Source organism: Sneathiella glossodoripedis JCM 23214, from assembly GCF_000616095.1.
Taxonomy (GTDB): Bacteria; Pseudomonadota; Alphaproteobacteria; order Sneathiellales; family Sneathiellaceae; genus Sneathiella; species Sneathiella glossodoripedis.
Genome location: NZ_BAMS01000002.1, coordinates 614,085 through 634,678 on the forward strand (window position 1 = coordinate 614,085; position 20,594 = coordinate 634,678).

Sequence of the window (20,594 nt, forward strand, 5' to 3'; positions counted from 1 at the left end):
CTTCTACCTCCTGATGGATAACTGTATCCCGATTTTTATTCACTTTTTAATGTCTATACCCGATATCGGTCTAGATTACTTCTGTAAAGCGGCCTTCTTTTTCAATTACACTGGCAATTGCGCCTTTTTCATGAATAGAAAACACTAAAATGGGAATGTTATTTTCACGAGCGAGAGAAATAGCCGCTGCATCCATCACTTTCAAGTCTTTTGATATAACATCCAGATGGGTCAGTGTCTCAAAACGGGTTGCATCATCATGTTTGGCAGGGTCTTTATCATAGACACCATCAACATTGGTCCCCTTGAGCAGCGCATCACATTTCATCTCTGCAGCTCTTAACGCAGCGGCAGTGTCAGTTGTGAAAAACGGATTTCCAGTGCCCGCTGCAAAAATAACAATACGCCCTTTTTCCAAATGGCGTTCCGCACGACGGCGAATATAGGGTTCACAAACCGAAGACATGGGAATTGCCGAAAGTACGCGGCTATCCATATCTTCTTTTTCAATGGCATGCTGCAGGGCCAACGCATTCATAACAGTCGCCATCATGCCCATGTAATCAGCATTAGCCTGATCCATACCCTGTGCGGTTCCTGATACACCCCGAAAGATGTTGCCGCCGCCCACTACGATACAGACTTCCACCCCCATTTCATGCACAACCTTGATGTCTTTCGCAATACGTGTCGCGGTTTCAACATCAATCCCGTATTGCTGATTACCCAGCAACGCTTCACCAGAACATTTCAGAAGGACACGTTTATATTTTGGGTCAGAAGACATTTTTTCACCGATCAAATACAAGTTGGTTTGGTCATTGTCGGGATGACAGCATACATGAATGACTGAAATTGAAAAGCCATCGCACATCCCTCATAAAAAAGAAGGCGGCCTCAATTATGAGCCGCCTTCTGTATTTTCCAAATTCAGACTTTTTAGCCGCTTACCGCTGCCGCAACTTCTGCTGCAAAATCCGATTCTTCTTTTTCAATGCCTTCACCAACTGCGAAACGAGCCATTGCAGTCAGTTTGATCGGGCTACCAATTTCCTTGGCAACGAGGTCAATAGCTTTTTCAACTGTATTTTCTCCATCAACGACAAAAGTCTGCTTCAGCAAAACGACTTCCTGATAGAATTTGTTGATACGGCCTTCGACCATTTTAGCAATGATCTCTTCTGGTTTGCCAGACTCGCGAGCCTGCTCAGACAGAACAGTGCGCTCACGCTCTACAAGTTCAGGATCGAGATCTTCCACACTAATAGACTCCGGGCTGGTAGCCGCAATGTGCATTGCAATCTGCTTACCCAGTGTTTCCAGACGAGCTGCATCGCCTTCACTTTCGAGCGCGACCAGAATACCAATTTTACCCAGACCGTCTGTCACTGAATTATGTACATAAGAAGCAACAACACCTTTCTCGACTTCCAGGCATGCAGCCCGGCGCAAGTTCATGTTCTCACCGATTGTGGCAATCGCATTTGTCAGTGTTTCTTCTACAGTCTTTTCAGAACCTGGGAAAGTTGCTGCTTTGATCGCATCAACGTCACCATTAACGTCTGCGGATACAGTGGCAATTCCGGATACAAGTTTCTGGAATTCTTCGTTACGTCCAACAAAGTCAGTTTCGGCGTTTACCTCAACCAGTGCACCTTTGTTTCCAGTTGCTGTCACAGCAACAAGACCTTCTGCGGCGACACGACCTGATTTTTTAGAAGCAGTTGCCAGACCTTTTGTCCGAAGCCAATCAACGGCAGCGTCCAAATCACCGTCTGTTTCAGTCAGGGCTTTTTTACAATCCATCATGCCCGCGCCGGACTTTTCACGGAGTTCCTTGACCAATGAAGCTGTAATTGCAGGCATAGCCTATCCTCACGTCTTTAGAATGTTATAAAACAAGCATGTCACATGCCTGTGAAAGACATGTGACAGCAATTTTTCAAATTATTCGCTGGCAGCAGCTTCTTCTGCTGGTGCATCCTGAGCGGCAACTTCTTCAGCCGCAGGAAGCTCTTCTTCCAGCACAGGTTCTGCAGCGGCACCAAGATCCGCGCCCTGATCTGCCATTTCCTGTGAAATACCGTCAAGAACGGCCTGCTTGAACAGATCACAGTAAAGGTTGATCGCACGCAGGGCATCATCGTTACCTGGAATTGGGAAATCAATTCCATCAGGATCAGAGTTACTGTCGAGAATTGCAACAACCGGAATGCCGAGTTTGTTTGCTTCTTTAACAGCGAGTTCTTCTTTGTTGGTATCGATCACAACAATAATGTTTGGAAGACCGCCCATATCCTTAATACCGCCAAGCGCCAATTCAAGCTTGTCACGCTCACGTGTCAGTTTCAGGACTTCTTTCTTGGTCAGACCCATGTCGTCTGAAGCAAGAGTTTCTTCTGCTTCACGAAGACGTTTGATGGATTCAGAAACTGTTTTCCAGTTTGTCAGCATACCGCCGAGCCAGCGATGGTTCACGTAGAACTGAGCACATTGCTTGGCTGTGTCAGCAACCACTTCGGATGCCTGACGTTTTGTGCCAACAAACAGAACACGACCACCACCAGAGACAGTGTCGCTCACAGCTTTCAATGCATGGTGAAGCATTGGTACAGTCTGCTGCAGGTCAATGATGTGGATATTGTTGCGTTTGCCGAAAATATATGGACCCATTTTAGGGTTCCAACGACGGGCCTGGTGGCCAAAATGTACACCAGCTTCCAGAAGCTGACGCATAGTAAAGGTTGGCAGTGACATCCTGCTATAACTCCTTTTCCGGTTGAACCTCCGTGGGGTGTGGCCTGACGAGCAGACACCGGATGGGTATTGTCAACACAACGACACCCGAACCCACGTGTGAATTTACAAGCGCGTAACTAACGCCGAACGCATCCGGATGCAAGCTAAAAATAAACTTTTTCCTGATTTCCCGGCAAATCAGATGTCATGCACGTCCTGAACGCCTTGTACATATTTCAAAGCCTGTCGAATTTCAGGCGAGATCGAATAGGTATTGGCCAGATCAAGTTCCACTTCGCGTTGCTCATCTTCAAGATTGACAACAAAAGCAACTCTCCCCCGGCCAGGACCACCTTTTTCCAAAATTCCGGCGATTTGCTCAAGCGGTCCCTCATTTTCCATAAAAATGCGCACACCGTCACCTGTTTGCGCAGCCACACTTTCAAGACGTTGCACGGATTGTGCAGTCACACGTGGCTGTTCATTTTCCACATCCAGATGGCCAGTCACGCTGACTACAAGGGAGGCCCCTACTTCCAGAATTTCCCGGCATTGCATCAATGTTTCTTCAAACATTGTCACTTCAAATGCGCCACTTGCATCGGATAGCTGCACGAAAGCGAGCGCTTTGCCTTTTTTCGTCTTTATCTGACGCTTGCCCATAACGGTACCAGCAAGCTTGGCCGCCGTGTCAGCCGCACTCAGTCCAGCAAGAAAGGACGCTGAGCTGCGAACACCCGCTTTATCGAGCGTCTTTGCATAGGCATCGAGCGGATGGCCGGACAGATAAAAGCCAATGGCGTCAAATTCCTGCTTCAACTGCTCCATCGATGTCCAGCGTTGAGCTTTCACCATAACCGGTGCAACGGCAGCGCTGCTATCCGCCCCTCCAAACAAGTTGACCTGGCCGGAGCCACGTTCTTCTTCCATGGTTTGAGCGTGACGCAGAATATTCTCAAGAGAGGCGAAAACCTGTGCACGATCATCGCTCAGGACATCGAAAGCCCCTGCACGTGTAAGGTTCTCCGCCTGTCGTTTGTTGAGAAATTTGGGATTAAGGCGAGATGCAAAATCCGCAATATTCTTAAACGGACCATTTTCACTGCGTTCCTGTACAATTCCGGCCATCGCATCCCGTCCCACATTTTTAATTGCGGCAAGTGCATAACGAACAGCGCCTTTATCATTGTCAAATTCCACATCGAACTCAACCTGAGATCTGTTGATGCACGGTGGCTCCAACGGAATTTGCATCCGTTCCAGATCCTGACGGAAAATATTCAGTTTATCGGTATTATTGATGTCAAGGCTCATGGAGGCAGCCATGAATTCCACCGGGTAATTCGCTTTTAAATAGGCTGTATGGTATGAGACAAGCGCATAGGCAGCAGCATGGGATTTGTTAAATCCGTAACTGGCAAATTTCGCAACAAGATCAAAAATATGACTGGCGTCTTTGGGATCAACTCCTTGCGCTTCCGCTCCTTCGCAGAAACGCGCCCGTTGCTTGTCCATTTCTTCCTTGATCTTTTTACCCATGGCGCGCCGCAGCAAGTCGGCTTCACCCAGACTATATCCAGCAAGAACCTTGGCAATCTCCATCACCTGTTCCTGATAGATAATTACGCCATAAGTCTCTTCCAGAATATCGTGGAGTTTCTCATGAAGCAGATCAGGCTCTTCCTCTCCATGCTTACAGCGAATATACCGCGGAATATTCTCCATTGGGCCCGGACGATAAAGCGCCACGATCGCGATAATATCCTCAAATGCGTCTGGGCGCATTTTGCGCAACATGTCCCGCATGCCCGAACTTTCAAGCTGGAAGACGCCAACCGTATCCCCTCGCGACAACAACTCAAAAGTCGCAGGATCATCAAGCGGAATTTTCGGAAAGTCGATCTGAATGCCTCTTTTGGCGATCAGGTCCTTTGCCCGATCCAGAACAGTTAAAGTCTTAAGTCCCAGAAAGTCGAACTTCACAAGGCCGGCCGTCTCCACATATTTCATGGAATATTGAGTAACCGGCATATCCGATTTGGGGTCTCGATAAAGCGGTACCAGCTCATCCAGTTCCCGGTCACCGATCACGACACCCGCAGCATGTGTGGAGGCATGGCGATACAAGCCTTCCAACTGCAGGGCAATTTCGATCAATCTGGCAACTTCAGGATCGTTTCGCTGGGCTTCGCGCAAGGGAACCTCACTGTCGAGCGCTTCTTGCAAGCTCATCGGGTTCGCCGGATTGGACGGAATGAGCTTGCTTATACGATCCACCTGCCCGTAAGGCATCTGCAATACACGGCCGACATCGCGAATGGCAGCTTTCGCTTGCAACTTTCCAAATGTAATGATCTGGGCGACCTGATCATGGCCATATTTATTCTGAACATAGCGAATAACACGCTCGCGCTTATCCTGACAGAAGTCGATATCGAAGTCGGGCATGCTCACACGTTCAGGGTTCAAAAACCTTTCAAACAGCAAACCGAACCGGAGCGGGTCCAGATCAGTAATGGTAAGCGCCCATGCCACTACAGAACCGGCACCAGAGCCACGTCCCGGCCCCACCGGAATATTATGCTCTTTCGACCATTGAATAAAATCCGAGACGATCAGGAAATAGCCGGGAAAGCCCATTTGGTTGATGATGCCGATTTCAAAATCAAGGCGGTCCCGATATTCTGCGGCCTTTTTTTCCCGCTCGGCGTCATCCATGTCATCGTTAAAGACTTCTTCGCGCAGTCGTTTCTCAAGCCCGTCTTTAGCCAGATTGGCCAGTTGGTCTGACTCAGCCAGTCCTTGCCCATCCCCAAATGCCGGCAAAATAGGATCCCGCGTAGGAGACGTAAAAGCGCAGCGCTTTGCAATAACGAGCGTATTGTCAATTGCTTCCGGGACATCAGAGAACAACTGCTGCATTTCGTCAGCCGTTTTAAAATAATGCTCTGGTGTGCGTCTGGGTCTATCCATATCCCCGACATATTTGCCCGCTGCGATACAAAGAAGTGCATCATGGGCTTCATACATCTCCCGCTTGGGAAAGAAACATTCATTGGTGGCAACAAGCGGAATATCCAGCTCGTAAGCAAAATCCAGAAAATGTGGCTCTGTCAGTTTTTCCTGCTCCAGATCATGCCGCTGAATTTCCATATACAGCCGTTCAGGAAAGGTCTGCTTTAGCTGTTTCAGGCACTCTTTCGCCTCTTCAGGCTTTTCAGCAAGTATCCGCTTACCGATTGGTCCCTCGGCCCCGCCGGTCAAACAGATCAGCCCGCCAGAGTGATTTTTCAGAATTTCGAAAGGAACCTGCGCAATCTCACCTGCTTCGGTTTTCAAAAATGCATGAGAGGTCAATTTGAGAAGATTATAATAGCCGGTTTCATTCTGAGCGAGCAGAACAACAGGATCCGGATCTGGTCGACGCCCGTTTCGCTCAACCTCGCCATCATTTGAAATGGCAATCTGACATCCCATAATAGGCTGCACACCTTTTGAAGGGGCTGAGAGAGAAAATTCCAGACTGCCAAACATGTTGCTGGTATCGGTAATGGCAACCGCAGGCATTCGGTATTCAGCACATAAAGAGACCAGATCCTTTACAGGGATCGCCCCTTCAGAGAGTGAATAGGCGCTATGCACACGCAAATGAACAAATCCGGCATGGGACAAGGCAGTTTCCTCATAAACAAACTTTACCCTTCCCATTACACCACATCCCTATTCAAAGATCAGGCCTTGACAATATTCCTTTTGACATTTTCTTGTGGATAACTTCTGGCGCCGGCCGGATTTCAACCCGGCAGCAGCGCCCAGGCCCATATCAGTCAACCGGTGAAGCTATGCACAATCTCGGCCCAGAAAACCATGGTTGCAAGAACCCCTGAGAACACAAGCAACTCAAAACCACTTTTAATGATGTTTTTTCCAGTCATTTTGATCCTCCGTCATGTTGGAGATACTTTATGTTCTCTTTTTGTTCCACAGTCAAACAAAAAGAGAACATTTAAAATATGACTTGTTTTTCAGATATTTAAAAATCACACAAAAAGTGTAATCTGGATTTTATTGGAATAAATATCGAATCAACGCACCGAATCGCAAGGCGTTGCAAGAATCATCTTACTGAATTAGTTGGTGATCCCTCACCTGCACGATCCGATCCATCCGAGCGGCCAGTTCGGTATTATGCGTTGCGACAAGCGCAGCAACATTTCGGGATTTGAGCGAGGATACAAAATTTTCAAACACTAGATCTGATGTCTGTTCGTCCAGATTTCCTGTCGGCTCATCGGCCAACAACAAAGACGGATCATTGGCAAGTGCCCTAGCAATGGCAACGCGTTGCTGCTCCCCACCAGACAGTTTCGCAGGTCGATGGGTGACGCGATGTGACAATCCCATCATATCCAGTAATATAGTTGCCTTTTCTTGTGCCTGCTTTCTGGAAATACCTGAAATCAGATTTGGCATCATCACATTTTCCAGAGCCGAAAACTCCGGCAGCAGATGATGAAATTGATACACAAAGCCAATTTCATCCCGCCTCATTTCAGTCCGCTTGCGATCACTTGATCCAGTGCAGTCAACGGAATTTACAATAACCTTTCCGGAACTGGGTGGTTCAAGTAGTCCGGCGATCTGTAGCAGAGTGGATTTACCAGCACCGGACTGCCCAAGAAGCGCGACTACTTCCCCAGCTTTAATTTGCAAATTCACATTTTTAAGAATTTCCAGAGGTTGCGACCCTTGCTCGAACACGCGACCGACATTTTCCAAACTTAGAACGATATCACTCATACCGGAGCGCCTCAATCGGATCGAGCCTTGCAGCTCGCCAGGATGGGTAAATTGTCGCCGCCAGAGAAATGACAAGCGCCATGATAACAACCGCGGTGACTTCGGATGGATCTACCTTTGCCGGCAGGTTCGACAGGAAGTAAATTTCCGCCGAAAATAATTCAGCGCCTGTGAGCCCCTCAATGGCATTTTTGATCCGGTCAATATTGGCGCAGAATCCCAACCCCAAGATAAAGCCAAACAATGTGCCCACAACACCAATGCTGGCGCCGGCGATAAAGAAAACCCGCATGATCATACCGCGGGTTGCCCCCATCGTTCTCAGGATTGCGACATCGCGCCCCTTGTCTTTCACGAGCATTATCAGACTTGAAATAATGTTAAATGCAGCCACCAGAATGATCAGCGTCAAAATTAGAAACATCACATTTCTCTCGACTTCGAGGGCATTAAAAAACGACGCCCTTGACTGCTGCCAGTCATAAATGAATGCCCGAATTGGAACAGCATTGATAATCTGCTGGCGGATGGCCAAAGCACGATCTGGATCTGTTGCGAAAATCTCTAGTGCTGTAACACCTTCACCCAATTTGAAATACTTTTGCGCCGCCTGCAAAGACATATAAATATACCCACTGTCATATTCATACATTCCTGTATTGAACAGTCCCGCAATGACATAGGTTTTCACACGAGGGAGCGCCCCAACCACTGTCGAAGTGGTTTTTGGCGAGATCAGCTTGATACGGTCTCCACTTCGCAAGCCCAAAGACTGAGCCAATCTATAGCCGACAAGAACACTGCGGCCTTCCTCAAACCCTTCCCGGTTTCCATCAACAATATTCTGTGACAGGACAGTCAGCTTATCGAGTTCATCGGATGCCATTCCCCGAACGAGAGCTCCACTTGCGTTGGAGCCTGCCGCTGCCATCACCTGCCCTTGAATAAGCGGAGAGACACGGACCACTCCGTCAACATTCATAAGACTGTCAATTACGGTTGGTAATCAGTTAAGGGCTGGTTCTGCGGAGCCTTGATTTCATAATGACCGTTCATGCCAAGAATTCGATCTAGCAATTCAGCCCGAAAACCGTTCATGACTGACATAACAATAATCAGTGTGGCAACGCCAAGACCAATTCCCAGAAATGAAAAAAGAGCAATGACAGAAATAAATCCTTCCTGTCGACGGGCGCGCAAATATCGTAGCGCCATAGTCCATTCAAATCTGGAAAACACCTGTATCAGCCCACCAATTTCTGCAACGCCGCTTCTGCCGAGAGTTCTTCTTTTTCTCCGCTGGCCCGATTTTTGACTTCAAAAACGCCATTTTTAAGACCACGCGGCCCAACCGTCACCTGCCAAGGCAGTCCAATCAGGTCCATTGTTGCGAACTTACCGCCTGCCCGCTCACGCGTGTCATCATAGAGAACTTCGACACCCGCATTTTGCAGCTTGCCATAGAAATCTTCGCAGGCTGCATCACAGGCATCATCACCAGATTTAAGATTAATAAGCCCGACCTTGAAGGGAGCTACAGCCTCTGGCCAGATAATCCCGTTTTCATCATGGCAAGCTTCGATAATACCGCCGGCCAATCGTGACACACCAATTCCGTAAGAGCCCATGGAAACAAGTGTTTCCTTGCCATCTGGCCCTGCGACCGAGGCACCGAATGGTTCGGAATATTTCTGGCCAAAATGGAAAATATGCCCAACCTCAATTCCTCTGCGGCTGACAAGATCCTCTTTGGCAATGGGACAGTTATCCGGATCATGCATCTCATCCGCAGCGGCATAATATCCTGTCCATTTATCTACGATCGCCTGCAATTCATCGGCTGAGTAGTCTTTATCTTCTGGTGTTTCCAGTGACAGGATATCCTTGTGATAGAAGACTTCGCTCTCCCCGGTATCTGCAAGAATAATAAATTCATGCGAAAGATCACCGCCAATCGGGCCAGTATCGGCACGCAACGGAATGGCTTTGAGACCCATGCGAGCATATGTCTTCAAATAGGCCACAAACATCCGATTATAGGCAATTTTCGCACCTTCATAATCCAGATCGAACGAATAGGCGTCTTTCATCAAGAATTCGCGGCCGCGCATAACCCCAAATCTGGGGCGAACTTCATCACGGAATTTCCACTGAATATGATAGAGGTTCAAGGGCAAATCCTTGTAACTTTTCACATGAGAGCGAAAAATGTCTGTTACAAGTTCCTCGTTAGTGGGACCATACAGCATATCCCTGCCATGCCGATCTTCGATGCGAAGCATTTCCTTGCCATAATCATCGTATCGATTGGATTCACGCCACAAATCTGCCGACTGGATCGTTGGCATCAAAATTTCAATGGCACCCGCCTTGTCCTGTTCTTCACGAACGATCTGTTCGATCTTTTTAAGAACCCTGTGCCCTAGTGGCAACCAAGAATAAATACCCGCAGATGATTGCTGGATCATACCAGAACGTAGCATCAGGCGGTGAGACGCAATCTGGGCCTCTTTCGGATCTTCCTTGAGGGTTGGCATAAAATATCGGGAAAGACGCATGAAATCCTCAGTCAGGTTATAAATTTATCTGTCGGCACATGTGAGCCTAAAAGAAAGTATTTTCCAGTTTTTTATATTGAAATGGAAAGATTGCAAGGACTATCCATGGTGAAAGCCTTAATCTTCCTGCGAATAAACCTCATAACATTTATCACCCACTTCGACCAAGGCCTCTGTGGAGAGTTCCTGCCCGTTAAATGTTAGCCGGCCACTTGAAATCTGATATTCCAGCTTTCCAACTGCAACTTCGGCATTTTGCAGCTTTTCCGGGGGTGGATTGTCGTCCGAAAAAAGATCGGATAGCGGCAGTGAGAGGTCCAGAATGATTGTATCAGCGAGTTTCAGTTGGCTTCCCTCAATGTCAGCAGGGACAACTTTATTGCCTCTGACATCAACACCAGGTTTATACGTGACGTCATTGCGTGCCAGATGACGATGAACCTGTCTGCAGCTTTTCTCATCCACCTCGATGCGAACAGTCTCAGCACGGGCAAAATCCAATGAGCCCAGTTGCATAATGCTGGTAATCGCAGTAACTGCCAGAGGTATCCTGTAATTGCTCACTCGTCCCTCCCTTCCTGCACCAGCGGTATTATGCTTTGCCTGCTATTGCGCGATTAAAGACCGGTAATCCACCAGATCATATTCTATGCTGGCCCAGAACATTCCAAACAGAATACTGGTCACGATAGTCGTTGCGAGAAACTTCTTCCAGATTGCCGGATTTACCGGTGCACTTTCTGTCGTTCCGGGCACTACATCTCCGTCTTCATCCTGCGTTTTCACCCCCCAAGGCAGCACCGTAAAGAGGACAATAAACCAGGTAATACTGAAGACAACAAAACCAGTGACAATATTCATTCAAATACCTATTTATACTTGTTCAAGTTCCACAAGTGTTCCGTCAAAATCCTTGGGGTGCAAAAAGAGGACCGGCTTACCATGTGCGCCAATTTTTGGCTCCCCGCTTCCCAATATCCGGGCACCTTCACTGACAAGTTTGTCCCGCGCAGCCAGAATATCATCCACTTCATAACAGATGTGATGAATTCCGCCGCTTTTGTTCTTCTCCAGAAATCCGGCAATAGGAGAATTTTCACCCAAAGGGTGGAGCAGTTCAATTTTAGTATTGTCCAATTCGACAAATACGACTGTTACACCATGATCAGGCTCATCCTGAGGCGCGCGAACTGTTGCCCCCAAAACATCCCGGTAGGTTTTGGAAGCAGCCTCCAGATCCGGGACTGCAATTGCAACATGATTTAAGCGACCAATCATCAACTTATCCTTTTCTCTAACTTCAACCCTCTTGCGGGGCTTCTTCATCGTCTATGCGAACTACATATACATCGGTAATTGGCCTGCGACCAGATAACTTTCTAAAAAAACGCCGAATTGCTTGACTTGCTGCGGTTTCGACAGCGTCATCTCGCAAACGCTCCGAGCGGGATAATTCGTAATGAGAGCGGATGATGGCGTCTTTTATTTCTTCGTGCAATTTAGGAAAGTTTGCCTCTTCCACTACACCGCGCAGACGGACAACCGGATCTTCGCTGATACGCCCTTTCTCATCAACACCAGAAGTGCGCTGGCAGCTCCATTAAATACGAGCTTGCGCCGGGTCGACAGAAATTCACCATCAAGTGCCGTAAGGCCACCTGCATCCACGGCAAACCGTCCAGAGGGAACTGTGCCGATAATATTCGGCCCATCCGGTGCCAATTGTAAAACATCACCATTATTAATGGCGACAGCATGTTTTACTCCCAAAGAAAGCGCCAGTTCACAATGCTCTGCCAGATGACGGGCTTCCCCATGCACAGGTACCGCAATTTGCGGTTTCACAGTCTCATACATTTTTTCCAGCTCATCGCGCGCAGGATGACCGGATACATGCACGAACTCATCCGCTTCCGTGATCACATTGATATTCTGCTCACTCAGCTCGTTATGCAATGCATAAAGGGTTTTCTCATTTCCCGGAATAACTTTAGATGAAAAAATCACCGTATCGCCTGCGCTGAGCGACACTTGGGGATGGTTTCCGCTCGCGATACGAGCCATGGCCCCTCTGGGCTCCCCCTGACTGCCAGTACACAGAAGGAGTACTTTTTCACGCGGCAGATATCCATAATCCTTTTCAGTTAAAAACTGAGGGAGATCAGAGAGATAACCGGACTTTTTAGCAGCTTCCGTCATCTTATGAAGGGATCTGCCAACCAGCACAACATGCCGGTCATGGCGCTCAGCGATTTTGGCAATTGTACAGACACGGGCGATATTGGACGCAAACGTGGTAACCGCCACACGCCCCTCTTTAATACGCCCCAGCAACTCATCAAGGCTGTCCTGAACATCACCTTCTGATCCAGATAAACCAGACTTGAAGACATTCGTAGAGTCACATATCATCGCCAGGACATCACCGTCAGCCATATCAGACATACGATCCATATCGCTAACCGGACCAATGACGGGATCAGGATCCAGTTTCCAGTCACCACTATGCATCACCCGGCCATATGGCGTGGAGATCATCAGTGCCTGCATTTCGGGAATGGAATGGGTAAGACCGATAAAATCCATCTTGAAATCACCCAAAACCAGTGAACTGCCCGGGGATATGACATTCACATCCACCAGATCGGCAATCCCCTCTTCCGTCAGTTTGTTATGCAGAATTTCGGAAGTGAACGGACTGCAATATACAGGACACAAAAAGTCTGGCCAAAGCCGTGCGACAGCCCCCACGTGATCTTCGTGAGCGTGCGTGATGACAAGCCCCAAAAGATCGTCTTTTCTTTCTGCAATAAAGGAAGCGTCAGGGACAATTACATCAATACCGGGCGCGCGATCATCAGCGAAGGAAATACCGCAATCGACCATCAACCATTTGCCATTGCAGCAATACAGGTTGAGGTTCATGCCAATTTCACCGCTCCCACCCAAGGGGAGAAAAACCAGTTTGTCGTTAAAATCCATGATGTGCCTTTATATAATAAGCCATTCATCTAGCAGTAATTACCACCAGAAGAAAGTTCATTATCGGTTTTAACTGGCACTGTAATCAGGGTTTGATGAAATCTGGAAACTCAAAATCATCTGCAAGCCCCAGCCAGGCTCGCACTTTTTGCTCCAAATCCTGCTCTGTATCCAGAAATGTCCTGTAGGTAACAGAGAAATCACTCATGGATGCGATTAACAGACGCATTGATCGGTGCTCTAGATTATCGTTAAGTAGCATCGCCTGCCTGAAACTGCCAATTCGCTCCACCCGGCGGTGCAGCGTACTTGCAATTTGAGCAATATCTTCAGCCGAAATATTGCAACGGCACCCACGCATATCAACGAGCCGATTAAGATTTGGCCTATGCGGGAATCTTCAATTATAACGCCCTGCCTTGCGATGATTTCCGCGGGCGTTACCGACCCATAATGCTTTACGAAGACACAAGCCACCTCGTCAGAGATTTCGTATCTAAAGTCTTGCGCCAACGATCTTTCAATTTTCGAGGTTAAGGATTTCCACATGATATCCACCCACGTACTGTTCTTCTGAAAGATTCTTCCACTATTATATTATAGTAATAAATATATTACAAAACATTGAAAATTGTATATAAAGTGATGAAAAACACAAAATTTTACGCACCTGATTTTTAAATCAGACCACAAGCATTTGATTTTATTAAGTTATGTGTTTTTATAAAAAATCTCAACAAGGCCGCTTAATGTAAGATCTTTGTCAATATGATCAATACTATCGGTCCCTTTTGCAAACAAACTGGCAAGCCCGCCGGTTGCAATTGTTTTTAAGTCGGATCCATATTCCACCTTCATTCTGGTGATTAACCCTTCGATCATGGAAATATAACCCCAGAAAATTCCAGACTGCATACAGGCGACAGTATTTTTACCAATTACCCGTTCCGGTCTTTCAACCGCAATTCTGGGTAATTTTGCTGCAGCAGCGTGAAGCGCATCCAGGCTTAGATTTACACCCGGTGCTATGATGCCACCTGCATAATTTCCATCTGCATCGACGACATCAAGCGTAGTCGCTGTTCCAAAATCAATGACAATCAAAGGCCCGCCATATTTGGAATGGGCTGCAACCGCATCAACCAGTCTGTCAGCGCCTGCTTCTTTCGGGTTATCAATTTGTGGGACCATACCAAGATCTACATCTGGATCACCGATCACCAGCGGAGTACAGGAGAAATACCGTTTACATAACCCGACAAGGTTAAAAAGCGCACCCGGTACAACAGTCCCAATAATGACGTTCTTGATGTCGCTGGTTTTCAGATCATCGATGGCCATCGCCTGAGTCAGCCAAACACCATATTCCTCGGCAGTGCGTGAAGCTGAGGTTGCAATTCGCCACTCCTTCACCAGGCTTTTTCCAGAAAAGGCCGCAAAAGTTATATTCGTATTTCCAACGTCAACTGCCAGTAACATAATCGCACCCCACTCAGATCTGTCTTTATTTTTATTCTTTTAAACTCGCGTCAGGAAAAGAACACCTCTCCTGCAGTCACCAATCTTGTGGACCCATCGGGCATTGTCAAGACCAGAGCACCGCTTTCATCCAGATCCTTAAAAATACCATTGAAACTTTCGTTTGCGAGTTTGACAATCACTGGATCGCCAATGCCGCCTGCCCGCTTAAGCCATTCATGCCGTATAAAATTAAAACCGCTGGCGCGCCAGTTATCATAAAGATCCAGCAGATTGGTGCAGTATCTCTCCAATACGCTTTCAAGCTTGGCTGTCCCCCCTTCATTCTTGATGGAAGTTGCCGGCAAACCGTCGGTTTTTGTAGGGTATGTGGCAATATTGACGCCAGTTCCAATTATTAGCCAATCGACGCGATTATGGGTATTGCTTTTACTTTCCAGCAATATACCAGCCGTTTTCTTGCCGTTGAGCAAAATGTCATTGGGCCATTTTAGTGTGGCCCTGCAGGAAGGAGGAAGACAAGGCGTAATAGCCTCATACAAGGCCACCGCAACCATAAAAGAAAGCTTGGCCCCCTCAACAGCGGACACATTTGGCCTCAGTAATACCGAGCAATACAGATTACCAGCAGGACTGGACCAGTCGCGCCCTCGCCTGCCAACACCATTTTCCTGCTTTAATGACCAGACGAGCTGCCCTTCATTCGCACCCAGATCAGCAAGGCGTCTTGCCTCGATATTGGTGCTGTCAATTGTCTGAAAGGCAGAGAGTGTAAAAAAGGGCGACAGATTAATGTCGCCCTGATTTGAAATAATCACTGGAACAATATACTTGCTGCTGCACCAGCTTCTTCGGTCAATGGCGTTGGGTACGCCACAAAGAAAACAGTGAAGATGGTGGCGACAATCATGATCACCCGAAGCGGTTTGGTGATTGGCTCAAAGGCCTCTTTTGCTTCATCGAAATACATGATTTTAACAATACGAATATAGTAGAAGGCGCCAACGACTGATGTAAGCAGGCCAATGATTGCCAGCGGATACAATCCTGCATCGATCGCGGCAACAAACACATAGAACTTGCCAAAGAAACCAGCCAGCGGCGGAATACCTGCGAGCGAGAACATGAACATCATTAGCGCAAAGGCCATCAGGGGGTGGTTTTTCCCAAGTCCCGCCAGTTCGGAAATATCCTCAACCATTCCATCCTTGTGACGCATGGACAGGATGATTGCGAAAGTTCCCAAATTCATGACAAGATAAATGGTCAAATAAACCAGAACACCACTCACACCTGCTTCGGTACCCGCGGCCAGGCCAACAAGTGCATAACCGATATGACCGATTGAGGAATAAGCCATCAATCGCTTGATATTTTTCTGGTTAATAGCCGCAAATGCGCCAAGACCCATAGAGGCGATGGAGACAAAGACAATAATCTGTTGCCATTGATCCACCAGCTCACCAAAGGGCATAATGAAGGCCCTAATGAACAAGGCCATACCCGCAATTTTTGGCGCCGCTGCAAAGAACGCCGTCACAGGTGTTGGAACACCTTCGTAAACATCAGGCGTCCACATGTGGAACGGAACCGCAGAAACCTTAAAGGCAAGTCCTGCGATCAGGAAGACAATTCCGACAAGCAGGCCAAGGCCAGCTTCTGATCCGGTAACCGCATTGGCGATTCCAGCAAAACTTGTTGTTCCGGTAAAACCGTAGATCAGCGAACAGCCATACAGCAGCATGCCCGATGAAAGGGCGCCCAGCACAAAATATTTCAGGCCAGCCTCAGTTGCACGGGTGCTATCACGGCGGAAAGCCGCTGTCACATAAAGCGACAGGCTCATAAGCTCGATACCCAGATACAGGCTCATCAGGTCGCTGGCGGAAATCATCACCATCATACCCAATGTGGCAATCACAATGAGTACGGGAAATTCAAACCGATCCATCTTTTCGCGGAGATTGAAGTCCATGCACATGATGATTGCAATTGCCGATGCGCCTAGCGCAAGAACCTTCATAAAGACGGCAAAGCTGTCCACAATAAAGATGTTGGAGAATGTGACCTGACTGCCGCCCTCACCCATCAGAACAAGGATCAGTGCTACAACCAGGGAAATTACCGCAAGCCACGATACCGGGACGAAGGCATCTTTCTTTTTGTAGACACCGAACATGAGCAGTGCCATGGCGGCAATCGCGAGAAAAATTTCCGCTGAAGCGATTGAAAATTCAGGCATAACCATTTTTCAAAACCTACCTATTTTGCCGCATGCATTGAAGATTTAACCAATTCCATTGATGCCTGATGCTGTTCCATCAGATTTGTGACAGAAGCATGCATGACATCAAGGAATGGATCGGGATAAACACCTATCCAGAGGGCAACGAGAATGAGAGGCACGAAAATCGCGATTTCTCTTTTATTGACATCGAGCATCGCTTTGACGTCTTCCTTCTCGAGCTCACCGAAAACCACACGCCTGTATAGCCAAAGACTGTAGCTGCACCAAGGATCACACCGGTTGTGGCAAGAGCCGCTGTCCAGGTGCTGACCTGATAGGCGCCGACCAGGATCAGAAACTCACCAACGAAACCACTGGTTCCGGGCAGTCCGATTGTCGCCATTGTAAAGAACATGAAAATCACAGCATATTTAGGCATGTTATGCACAAGGCCACCATAGCGTGAAATCTCGCGGGTGTGCAGGCGGTCATAAACAACGCCAACACACAGGAACAAAGCGCCGGAGACGATACCGTGACTGATCATTTGCAGGATACTGCCTTCAAGACCTTGCTGGCTGAATGTAAAGATACCTATGGTAATAAAGCCCATATGCGCGACAGATGAATAGGCAATCAGCTTTTTCATGTCTTTTTGCACCAAGGCAACCAGTGAAGTGTAGATAATTGCAATCACACTTAAGGCGAAGACGAGCGGTGTGAAATATTCAGAGGCTTCCGGGAACATGGGAAGCGAGAAACGTAACAGACCATATCCGCCCATTTTCAACAGAACACCCGCAAGAATAACAGAACCTGCTGTTGGTGCCTGCACGTGAGCATCAGGAAGCCATGTGTGAACCGGCCACATGGGGACCTTCACAGCAAATGATGCGAAAAACGCGAGCCATAACCAAAGCTGAAGATTACTGTCAAACTCTGTCTGCATCAGAGTTGGAATGTCAGTGGTGCCCGCAATGTTATACATTGTAATCATGGCGACCAGCATCAAAACCGATCCGATCAGAGTGTAGAGGAAGAATTTAAAGCTTGCATAGACGCGGTTCGCACCACCCCAGATCCCGATAATAAGAAACATTGGGATAAGTCCTGCTTCGAAGAACAGATAGAACAGAACCATATCAAGTGCGCAAAACACACCGATCATCAATGTTTCCATAAACAGGAAGGCAATCATATATTCGCGAACGCGCGTTGTAATCGCATTCCAGCTTGCCAAAATGCAAAGTGGCATCAGGAAAGTTGTCAGAATGATGAACAGCATGGAAATGCCATCAACACCCATGTGGTAATTGATACCGCCACCGAGCCATTCTGTTTTCTCTACAAATTGGAAACCAGCCTGGGAATTGTCAAAGCCGATCCAGATCAGCAGCGAAAATGCAAAGGTCGCCAATGTGGTCCAAAGAGCGACATGTTTCGCATTACGCGCTGCCACTTCTTCTTTTCCGCCTGTCACAAGGATCAGTAAAGCCCCGACTAACGGCAGGAACGTCACATATGAAAGAATATTCCAATCAAGCATCAGTGGCCCCCACCAGTGAGGAAGAAGAAGGAAACAAAAATAGCGACACCTATCAGCATGACAAAGGCATAGTGGTATACATACCCGCTTTGTAACAATGAAGCCCGTTTGGCAATATCAACGACACGCGCCGCAATACCGTTCGGCCCCAAACCATCGATGATTTTTCCATCACCAATTGTCCACAATTTAGACCCGATCCATTTGGATGGGCGGACAAAGAAGAAGTCGTAGATTTCGTCGAAATACCATTTATTGAGCAAGAACTGGTACAAAGCAGAATGTGTTTTGGCCAGTTGAACAGGAATGTCCGGACGACGAATATACATCTTCCAAGCTACGACAAACCCAATAAACATCGCACCCATAGGCATCCAGAAGACCCAAGCAGGATAGTTTTTGAAATCCTGCATGATGGTATTTCCTTCACGGAAGAAAATGGCACCATTCCAAAATTCCTGATGGTTCTCACCAATGAAATATGGCGCAAAGACAGCACCCGCTAATAGCGCCCCGATTGCCAACACATATAGCGGGAACAGCATGACAAATGGGCTTTCATGTACATGTGACATGACTTCCTCATCTGCGCGTGGCTCCCCATGGAATGTCATAAAGACCAAACGCCAGCTATAGAAAGACGTCAAGACTGCCGCACCGACACCGCACCAGAAGGCATATTCACCAACGCCCGGTCCGAACGCATAAGCTGCTTCAATAATGGCATCTTTTGAAAAGAACCCAGAAAGGCCCGGAAATCCTATTAGCGCAAGCGTTCCGATACCCATCATGACATAGGTGATTTTGATATGCTTCCAAAGACCACCCATTTTGCGCATATCCTGTTCATCAGAGACCGCATGAATTACGGAGCCGGATCCAAGGAACAAGAGGGCTTTAAAGAAGGCGTGCGTGAACAGGTGGAAAATAGCGATTGGATAGGCACCAACACCAATTGCAAAGAACATGTATCCAAGCTGGGAGCAGGTAGAATAAGCAATCACCCGTTTGATGTCATTCTGTACCAGACCGACGGTCGCCGCAAACAGGGCTGTTGACGCACCAATAACAGTGACAAAAGCCAAGGCTGTAGGAGAGAATTCGAAAATAGGTGAACAGCGTGCCACCATGAAGACACCCGCAGTCACCATTGTAGCCGCATGAATAAGCGCGGATACCGGTGTGGGGCCCTCCATCGCATCTGGCAACCATGTGTGCAGACCAAGCTGAGCTGATTTACCCATAGCTCCCAAGAACAGAAGCAGACAGATTGTTGTCAGGATATCGAACTCATATCCCAGAAATTCGAATGTTTGCCCGACCTGATCACCTGCAGCCGCAAAAACGGTGTCGAAGGAAATGGAGTCAAAGACCAGATAGATTGCCATGATCCCCAATGCAAATCCGAAGTCACCAACCCGGTTTACAACGAAAGCTTTGATCGATGCAGCATTTGCAGATGGTTTTTTGAACCAGAAGCCGATCAGAAGATAACTGGCAAGCCCCACGCCTTCCCAACCAAAATACATCTGCAGGAAGTTGTCAGAAGTAACCAGCATCAACATTGCGAATGTAAACAGGGACAGATACGCCATAAATCTGGGTTTATGGGGATCATGTGACATGTAGCCGATTGAATAGATATGAACCAATGCTGAGACTGTATTCACAACGACCAGCATTACAGCCGTGAGACTATCAATCCGCAAGCTCCAGGAAACTTCGAAGCTTCCTGATGAAATCCATGTCAGCAGTTCAACAGTTTGAGTCTGACCACCAAAGGTGACCTGGAAAAAGGCAACCCATGACAGGATCGCACTGATGGAGACAGCACCAGATGTGACGATCTGACTTCCACGATCTTTTAACTGCTTTTGTCCAAGACCTGCAAGCAGAGCTGCAAGAAGTGGGAGAAATACAATGAGGACGTACATCATAACCCTTAGCCTTAGCCTTTCATGTGATGGATGTCCTCAACCGCAATCGTTCCGCGGTTTCGGAAATAGACAACGAGGATCGCAAGCCCAATGGCCGCTTCACCGGCAGCAACTGTCAGAATGAACAGCGCAAATACCTGCCCCACCAAATCATTCAGAAATGTGGAAAATGCTACCAGATTAATATTTACCGCAAGCAGCATGAGTTCCACTGACATCAGAATAACGATGACATTTTTACGGTTCAGAAAAATTCCGAATATACCCAGCGTCAGCAAGATTGCTGAAAGTGTCAGGTAATGTCCCAATCCAATTTCCATCTGCAA

At 47.6% G+C, this 20,594-nt stretch carries 18 protein-coding genes and 1 pseudogene; all 19 read right to left on the minus strand.

Translation table 11 applies throughout. The features are described from left to right. Positions 1–70: 70 nt before the first annotated feature. The 19 genes and pseudogenes from pyrH to nuoK all read right to left on the minus strand — a co-directional run bounded on the left by pyrH (position 71) and on the right by nuoK (position 20,588). On the minus strand, positions 71–787 hold the full coding sequence (gene pyrH, locus JCM23214_RS20375) for a UMP kinase (RefSeq protein WP_037493487.1): 717 nt from the start codon (positions 785–787) through the stop codon (positions 71–73). Positions 788–939: 152 nt separating this feature from the next. Then, positions 940–1,866, minus strand: coding sequence for a translation elongation factor Ts (gene tsf, locus JCM23214_RS11110; protein WP_025899005.1), 927 nt, complete (start codon positions 1,864–1,866; stop codon positions 940–942). 81 nt (positions 1,867–1,947) lie between these two features. Then, on the minus strand, positions 1,948–2,757 hold the full coding sequence (gene rpsB / locus JCM23214_RS11115; RefSeq protein ID WP_037493257.1) for a 30S ribosomal protein S2: 810 nt from the start codon (positions 2,755–2,757) through the stop codon (positions 1,948–1,950). Between the two features lie 180 nt (positions 2,758–2,937). Next, on the minus strand, positions 2,938–6,447 hold the full coding sequence (dnaE, locus tag JCM23214_RS11120) for a DNA polymerase III subunit alpha (RefSeq protein WP_051548135.1): 3,510 nt from the start codon (positions 6,445–6,447) through the stop codon (positions 2,938–2,940). A gap of 414 nt (positions 6,448–6,861) precedes the next feature. Then, the gene (locus JCM23214_RS11130) at positions 6,862–7,539 is read right to left on the minus strand and encodes an ABC transporter ATP-binding protein (protein WP_025899008.1); all 678 of its coding nucleotides are present in this window, start codon (positions 7,537–7,539) and stop codon (positions 6,862–6,864) included. Next, positions 7,532–8,754, minus strand: a pseudogene (locus tag JCM23214_RS20380) (lipoprotein-releasing ABC transporter permease subunit). Before JCM23214_RS20380 ends, JCM23214_RS11130 begins: the two are co-directional and overlap by 8 nt. Before the next feature lie 29 nt (positions 8,755–8,783). Then, positions 8,784–10,097: a proline--tRNA ligase gene (gene proS / locus JCM23214_RS11140; RefSeq protein ID WP_025899009.1), complete on the minus strand. Its 1,314-nt coding sequence runs from the start codon at positions 10,095–10,097 to the stop codon at positions 8,784–8,786. Between the two features lie 117 nt (positions 10,098–10,214). After that, complete coding sequence (locus tag JCM23214_RS11145; protein ID WP_148301848.1) at positions 10,215–10,661, minus strand: hypothetical protein; 447 nt, start codon at positions 10,659–10,661, stop codon at positions 10,215–10,217. A gap of 42 nt (positions 10,662–10,703) precedes the next feature. Beyond that, complete coding sequence (locus tag JCM23214_RS20385) at positions 10,704–10,958, minus strand: DUF1467 family protein (protein ID WP_025899011.1); 255 nt, start codon at positions 10,956–10,958, stop codon at positions 10,704–10,706. Between the two features lie 12 nt (positions 10,959–10,970). Continuing rightward, the gene (gene mce / locus JCM23214_RS11155) at positions 10,971–11,375 is read right to left on the minus strand and encodes a methylmalonyl-CoA epimerase (RefSeq protein WP_025899012.1); all 405 of its coding nucleotides are present in this window, start codon (positions 11,373–11,375) and stop codon (positions 10,971–10,973) included. A gap of 22 nt (positions 11,376–11,397) precedes the next feature. Further along, positions 11,398–11,619 (minus strand): hypothetical protein, encoded by a 222-nt coding sequence (locus JCM23214_RS24550; RefSeq protein WP_199899528.1) that lies wholly within the window; start codon positions 11,617–11,619, stop codon positions 11,398–11,400. Continuing rightward, positions 11,619–13,079 (minus strand): ribonuclease J, encoded by a 1,461-nt coding sequence (locus tag JCM23214_RS20390; protein ID WP_199899529.1) that lies wholly within the window; start codon positions 13,077–13,079, stop codon positions 11,619–11,621. The genes JCM23214_RS24550 and JCM23214_RS20390 overlap by 1 nt, the downstream gene beginning before the upstream one ends. A gap of 85 nt (positions 13,080–13,164) precedes the next feature. Continuing rightward, positions 13,165–13,440 carry a hypothetical protein gene (locus JCM23214_RS11165; RefSeq protein WP_025899013.1) on the minus strand — a complete coding sequence of 92 codons (276 nt, stop codon included), beginning with the start codon at positions 13,438–13,440 and terminating at the stop codon, positions 13,165–13,167. A 350-nt stretch (positions 13,441–13,790) separates the two neighbouring features. Beyond that, complete coding sequence (locus tag JCM23214_RS11170) at positions 13,791–14,558, minus strand: type III pantothenate kinase (protein ID WP_025899014.1); 768 nt, start codon at positions 14,556–14,558, stop codon at positions 13,791–13,793. Between the two features lie 50 nt (positions 14,559–14,608). Further along, a complete protein-coding gene (locus JCM23214_RS11175) occupies positions 14,609–15,376 on the minus strand; it encodes a biotin--[acetyl-CoA-carboxylase] ligase (protein ID WP_025899015.1) in 768 nt (255 codons plus the stop codon). Further along, the gene (gene nuoN, locus JCM23214_RS11180) at positions 15,373–16,800 is read right to left on the minus strand and encodes an NADH-quinone oxidoreductase subunit NuoN (protein ID WP_084264758.1); all 1,428 of its coding nucleotides are present in this window, start codon (positions 16,798–16,800) and stop codon (positions 15,373–15,375) included. Before nuoN ends, JCM23214_RS11175 begins: the two co-directional genes overlap by 4 nt. Positions 16,801–16,933: 133 nt before the next feature. Further along, entirely contained in the window at positions 16,934–18,331 is a 1,398-nt protein-coding gene (locus JCM23214_RS20395; protein WP_234397700.1) for an NADH-quinone oxidoreductase subunit M, read from the minus strand. Then, the gene (gene nuoL / locus JCM23214_RS11190; RefSeq protein WP_025899017.1) at positions 18,331–20,265 is read right to left on the minus strand and encodes an NADH-quinone oxidoreductase subunit L; all 1,935 of its coding nucleotides are present in this window, start codon (positions 20,263–20,265) and stop codon (positions 18,331–18,333) included. Before nuoL ends, JCM23214_RS20395 begins: the two co-directional genes overlap by 1 nt. 14 nt (positions 20,266–20,279) lie before the next feature. Continuing rightward, complete coding sequence (nuoK, locus tag JCM23214_RS11195) at positions 20,280–20,588, minus strand: NADH-quinone oxidoreductase subunit NuoK (RefSeq protein ID WP_025899018.1); 309 nt, start codon at positions 20,586–20,588, stop codon at positions 20,280–20,282. Positions 20,589–20,594 lie beyond the last annotated feature (6 nt).

Coding starts and splice junctions, on each gene's coding strand:
- proS (WP_025899009.1), bottom strand. CDS start 10,097: ATGCGTCTTTCCCGATATTTTATGCCAACCCTCAAGGAAGATCCGAAA.
- JCM23214_RS20385 (WP_025899011.1), bottom strand. CDS start 10,958: ATGAATATTGTCACTGGTTTTGTTGTCTTCAGTATTACCTGGTTTATT.
- nuoL (WP_025899017.1), bottom strand. CDS start 20,265: ATGTACGTCCTCATTGTATTTCTCCCACTTCTTGCAGCTCTGCTTGCA.
- JCM23214_RS20395 (WP_234397700.1), bottom strand. CDS start 18,331: ATGCTTGATTGGAATATTCTTTCATATGTGACGTTCCTGCCGTTAGTC.
- nuoK (WP_025899018.1), bottom strand. CDS start 20,588: ATGGAAATTGGATTGGGACATTACCTGACACTTTCAGCAATCTTGCTG.
- JCM23214_RS11170 (WP_025899014.1), bottom strand. CDS start 14,558: ATGTTACTGGCAGTTGACGTTGGAAATACGAATATAACTTTTGCGGCC.
- mce (WP_025899012.1), bottom strand. CDS start 11,375: ATGATTGGTCGCTTAAATCATGTTGCAATTGCAGTCCCGGATCTGGAG.
- pyrH (WP_037493487.1), bottom strand. CDS start 787: ATGTCTTCTGACCCAAAATATAAACGTGTCCTTCTGAAATGTTCTGGT.
- dnaE (WP_051548135.1), bottom strand. CDS start 6,447: ATGGGAAGGGTAAAGTTTGTTTATGAGGAAACTGCCTTGTCCCATGCC.
- tsf (WP_025899005.1), bottom strand. CDS start 1,866: ATGCCTGCAATTACAGCTTCATTGGTCAAGGAACTCCGTGAAAAGTCC.
- nuoN (WP_084264758.1), bottom strand. CDS start 16,800: ATGCCTGAATTTTCAATCGCTTCAGCGGAAATTTTTCTCGCGATTGCC.
- JCM23214_RS20390 (WP_199899529.1), bottom strand. CDS start 13,079: ATGGATTTTAACGACAAACTGGTTTTTCTCCCCTTGGGTGGGAGCGGT.
- rpsB (WP_037493257.1), bottom strand. CDS start 2,757: ATGTCACTGCCAACCTTTACTATGCGTCAGCTTCTGGAAGCTGGTGTA.
- JCM23214_RS11165 (WP_025899013.1), bottom strand. CDS start 13,440: ATGCGTGGGTGCCGTTGCAATATTTCGGCTGAAGATATTGCTCAAATT.
- JCM23214_RS11130 (WP_025899008.1), bottom strand. CDS start 7,539: ATGAGTGATATCGTTCTAAGTTTGGAAAATGTCGGTCGCGTGTTCGAG.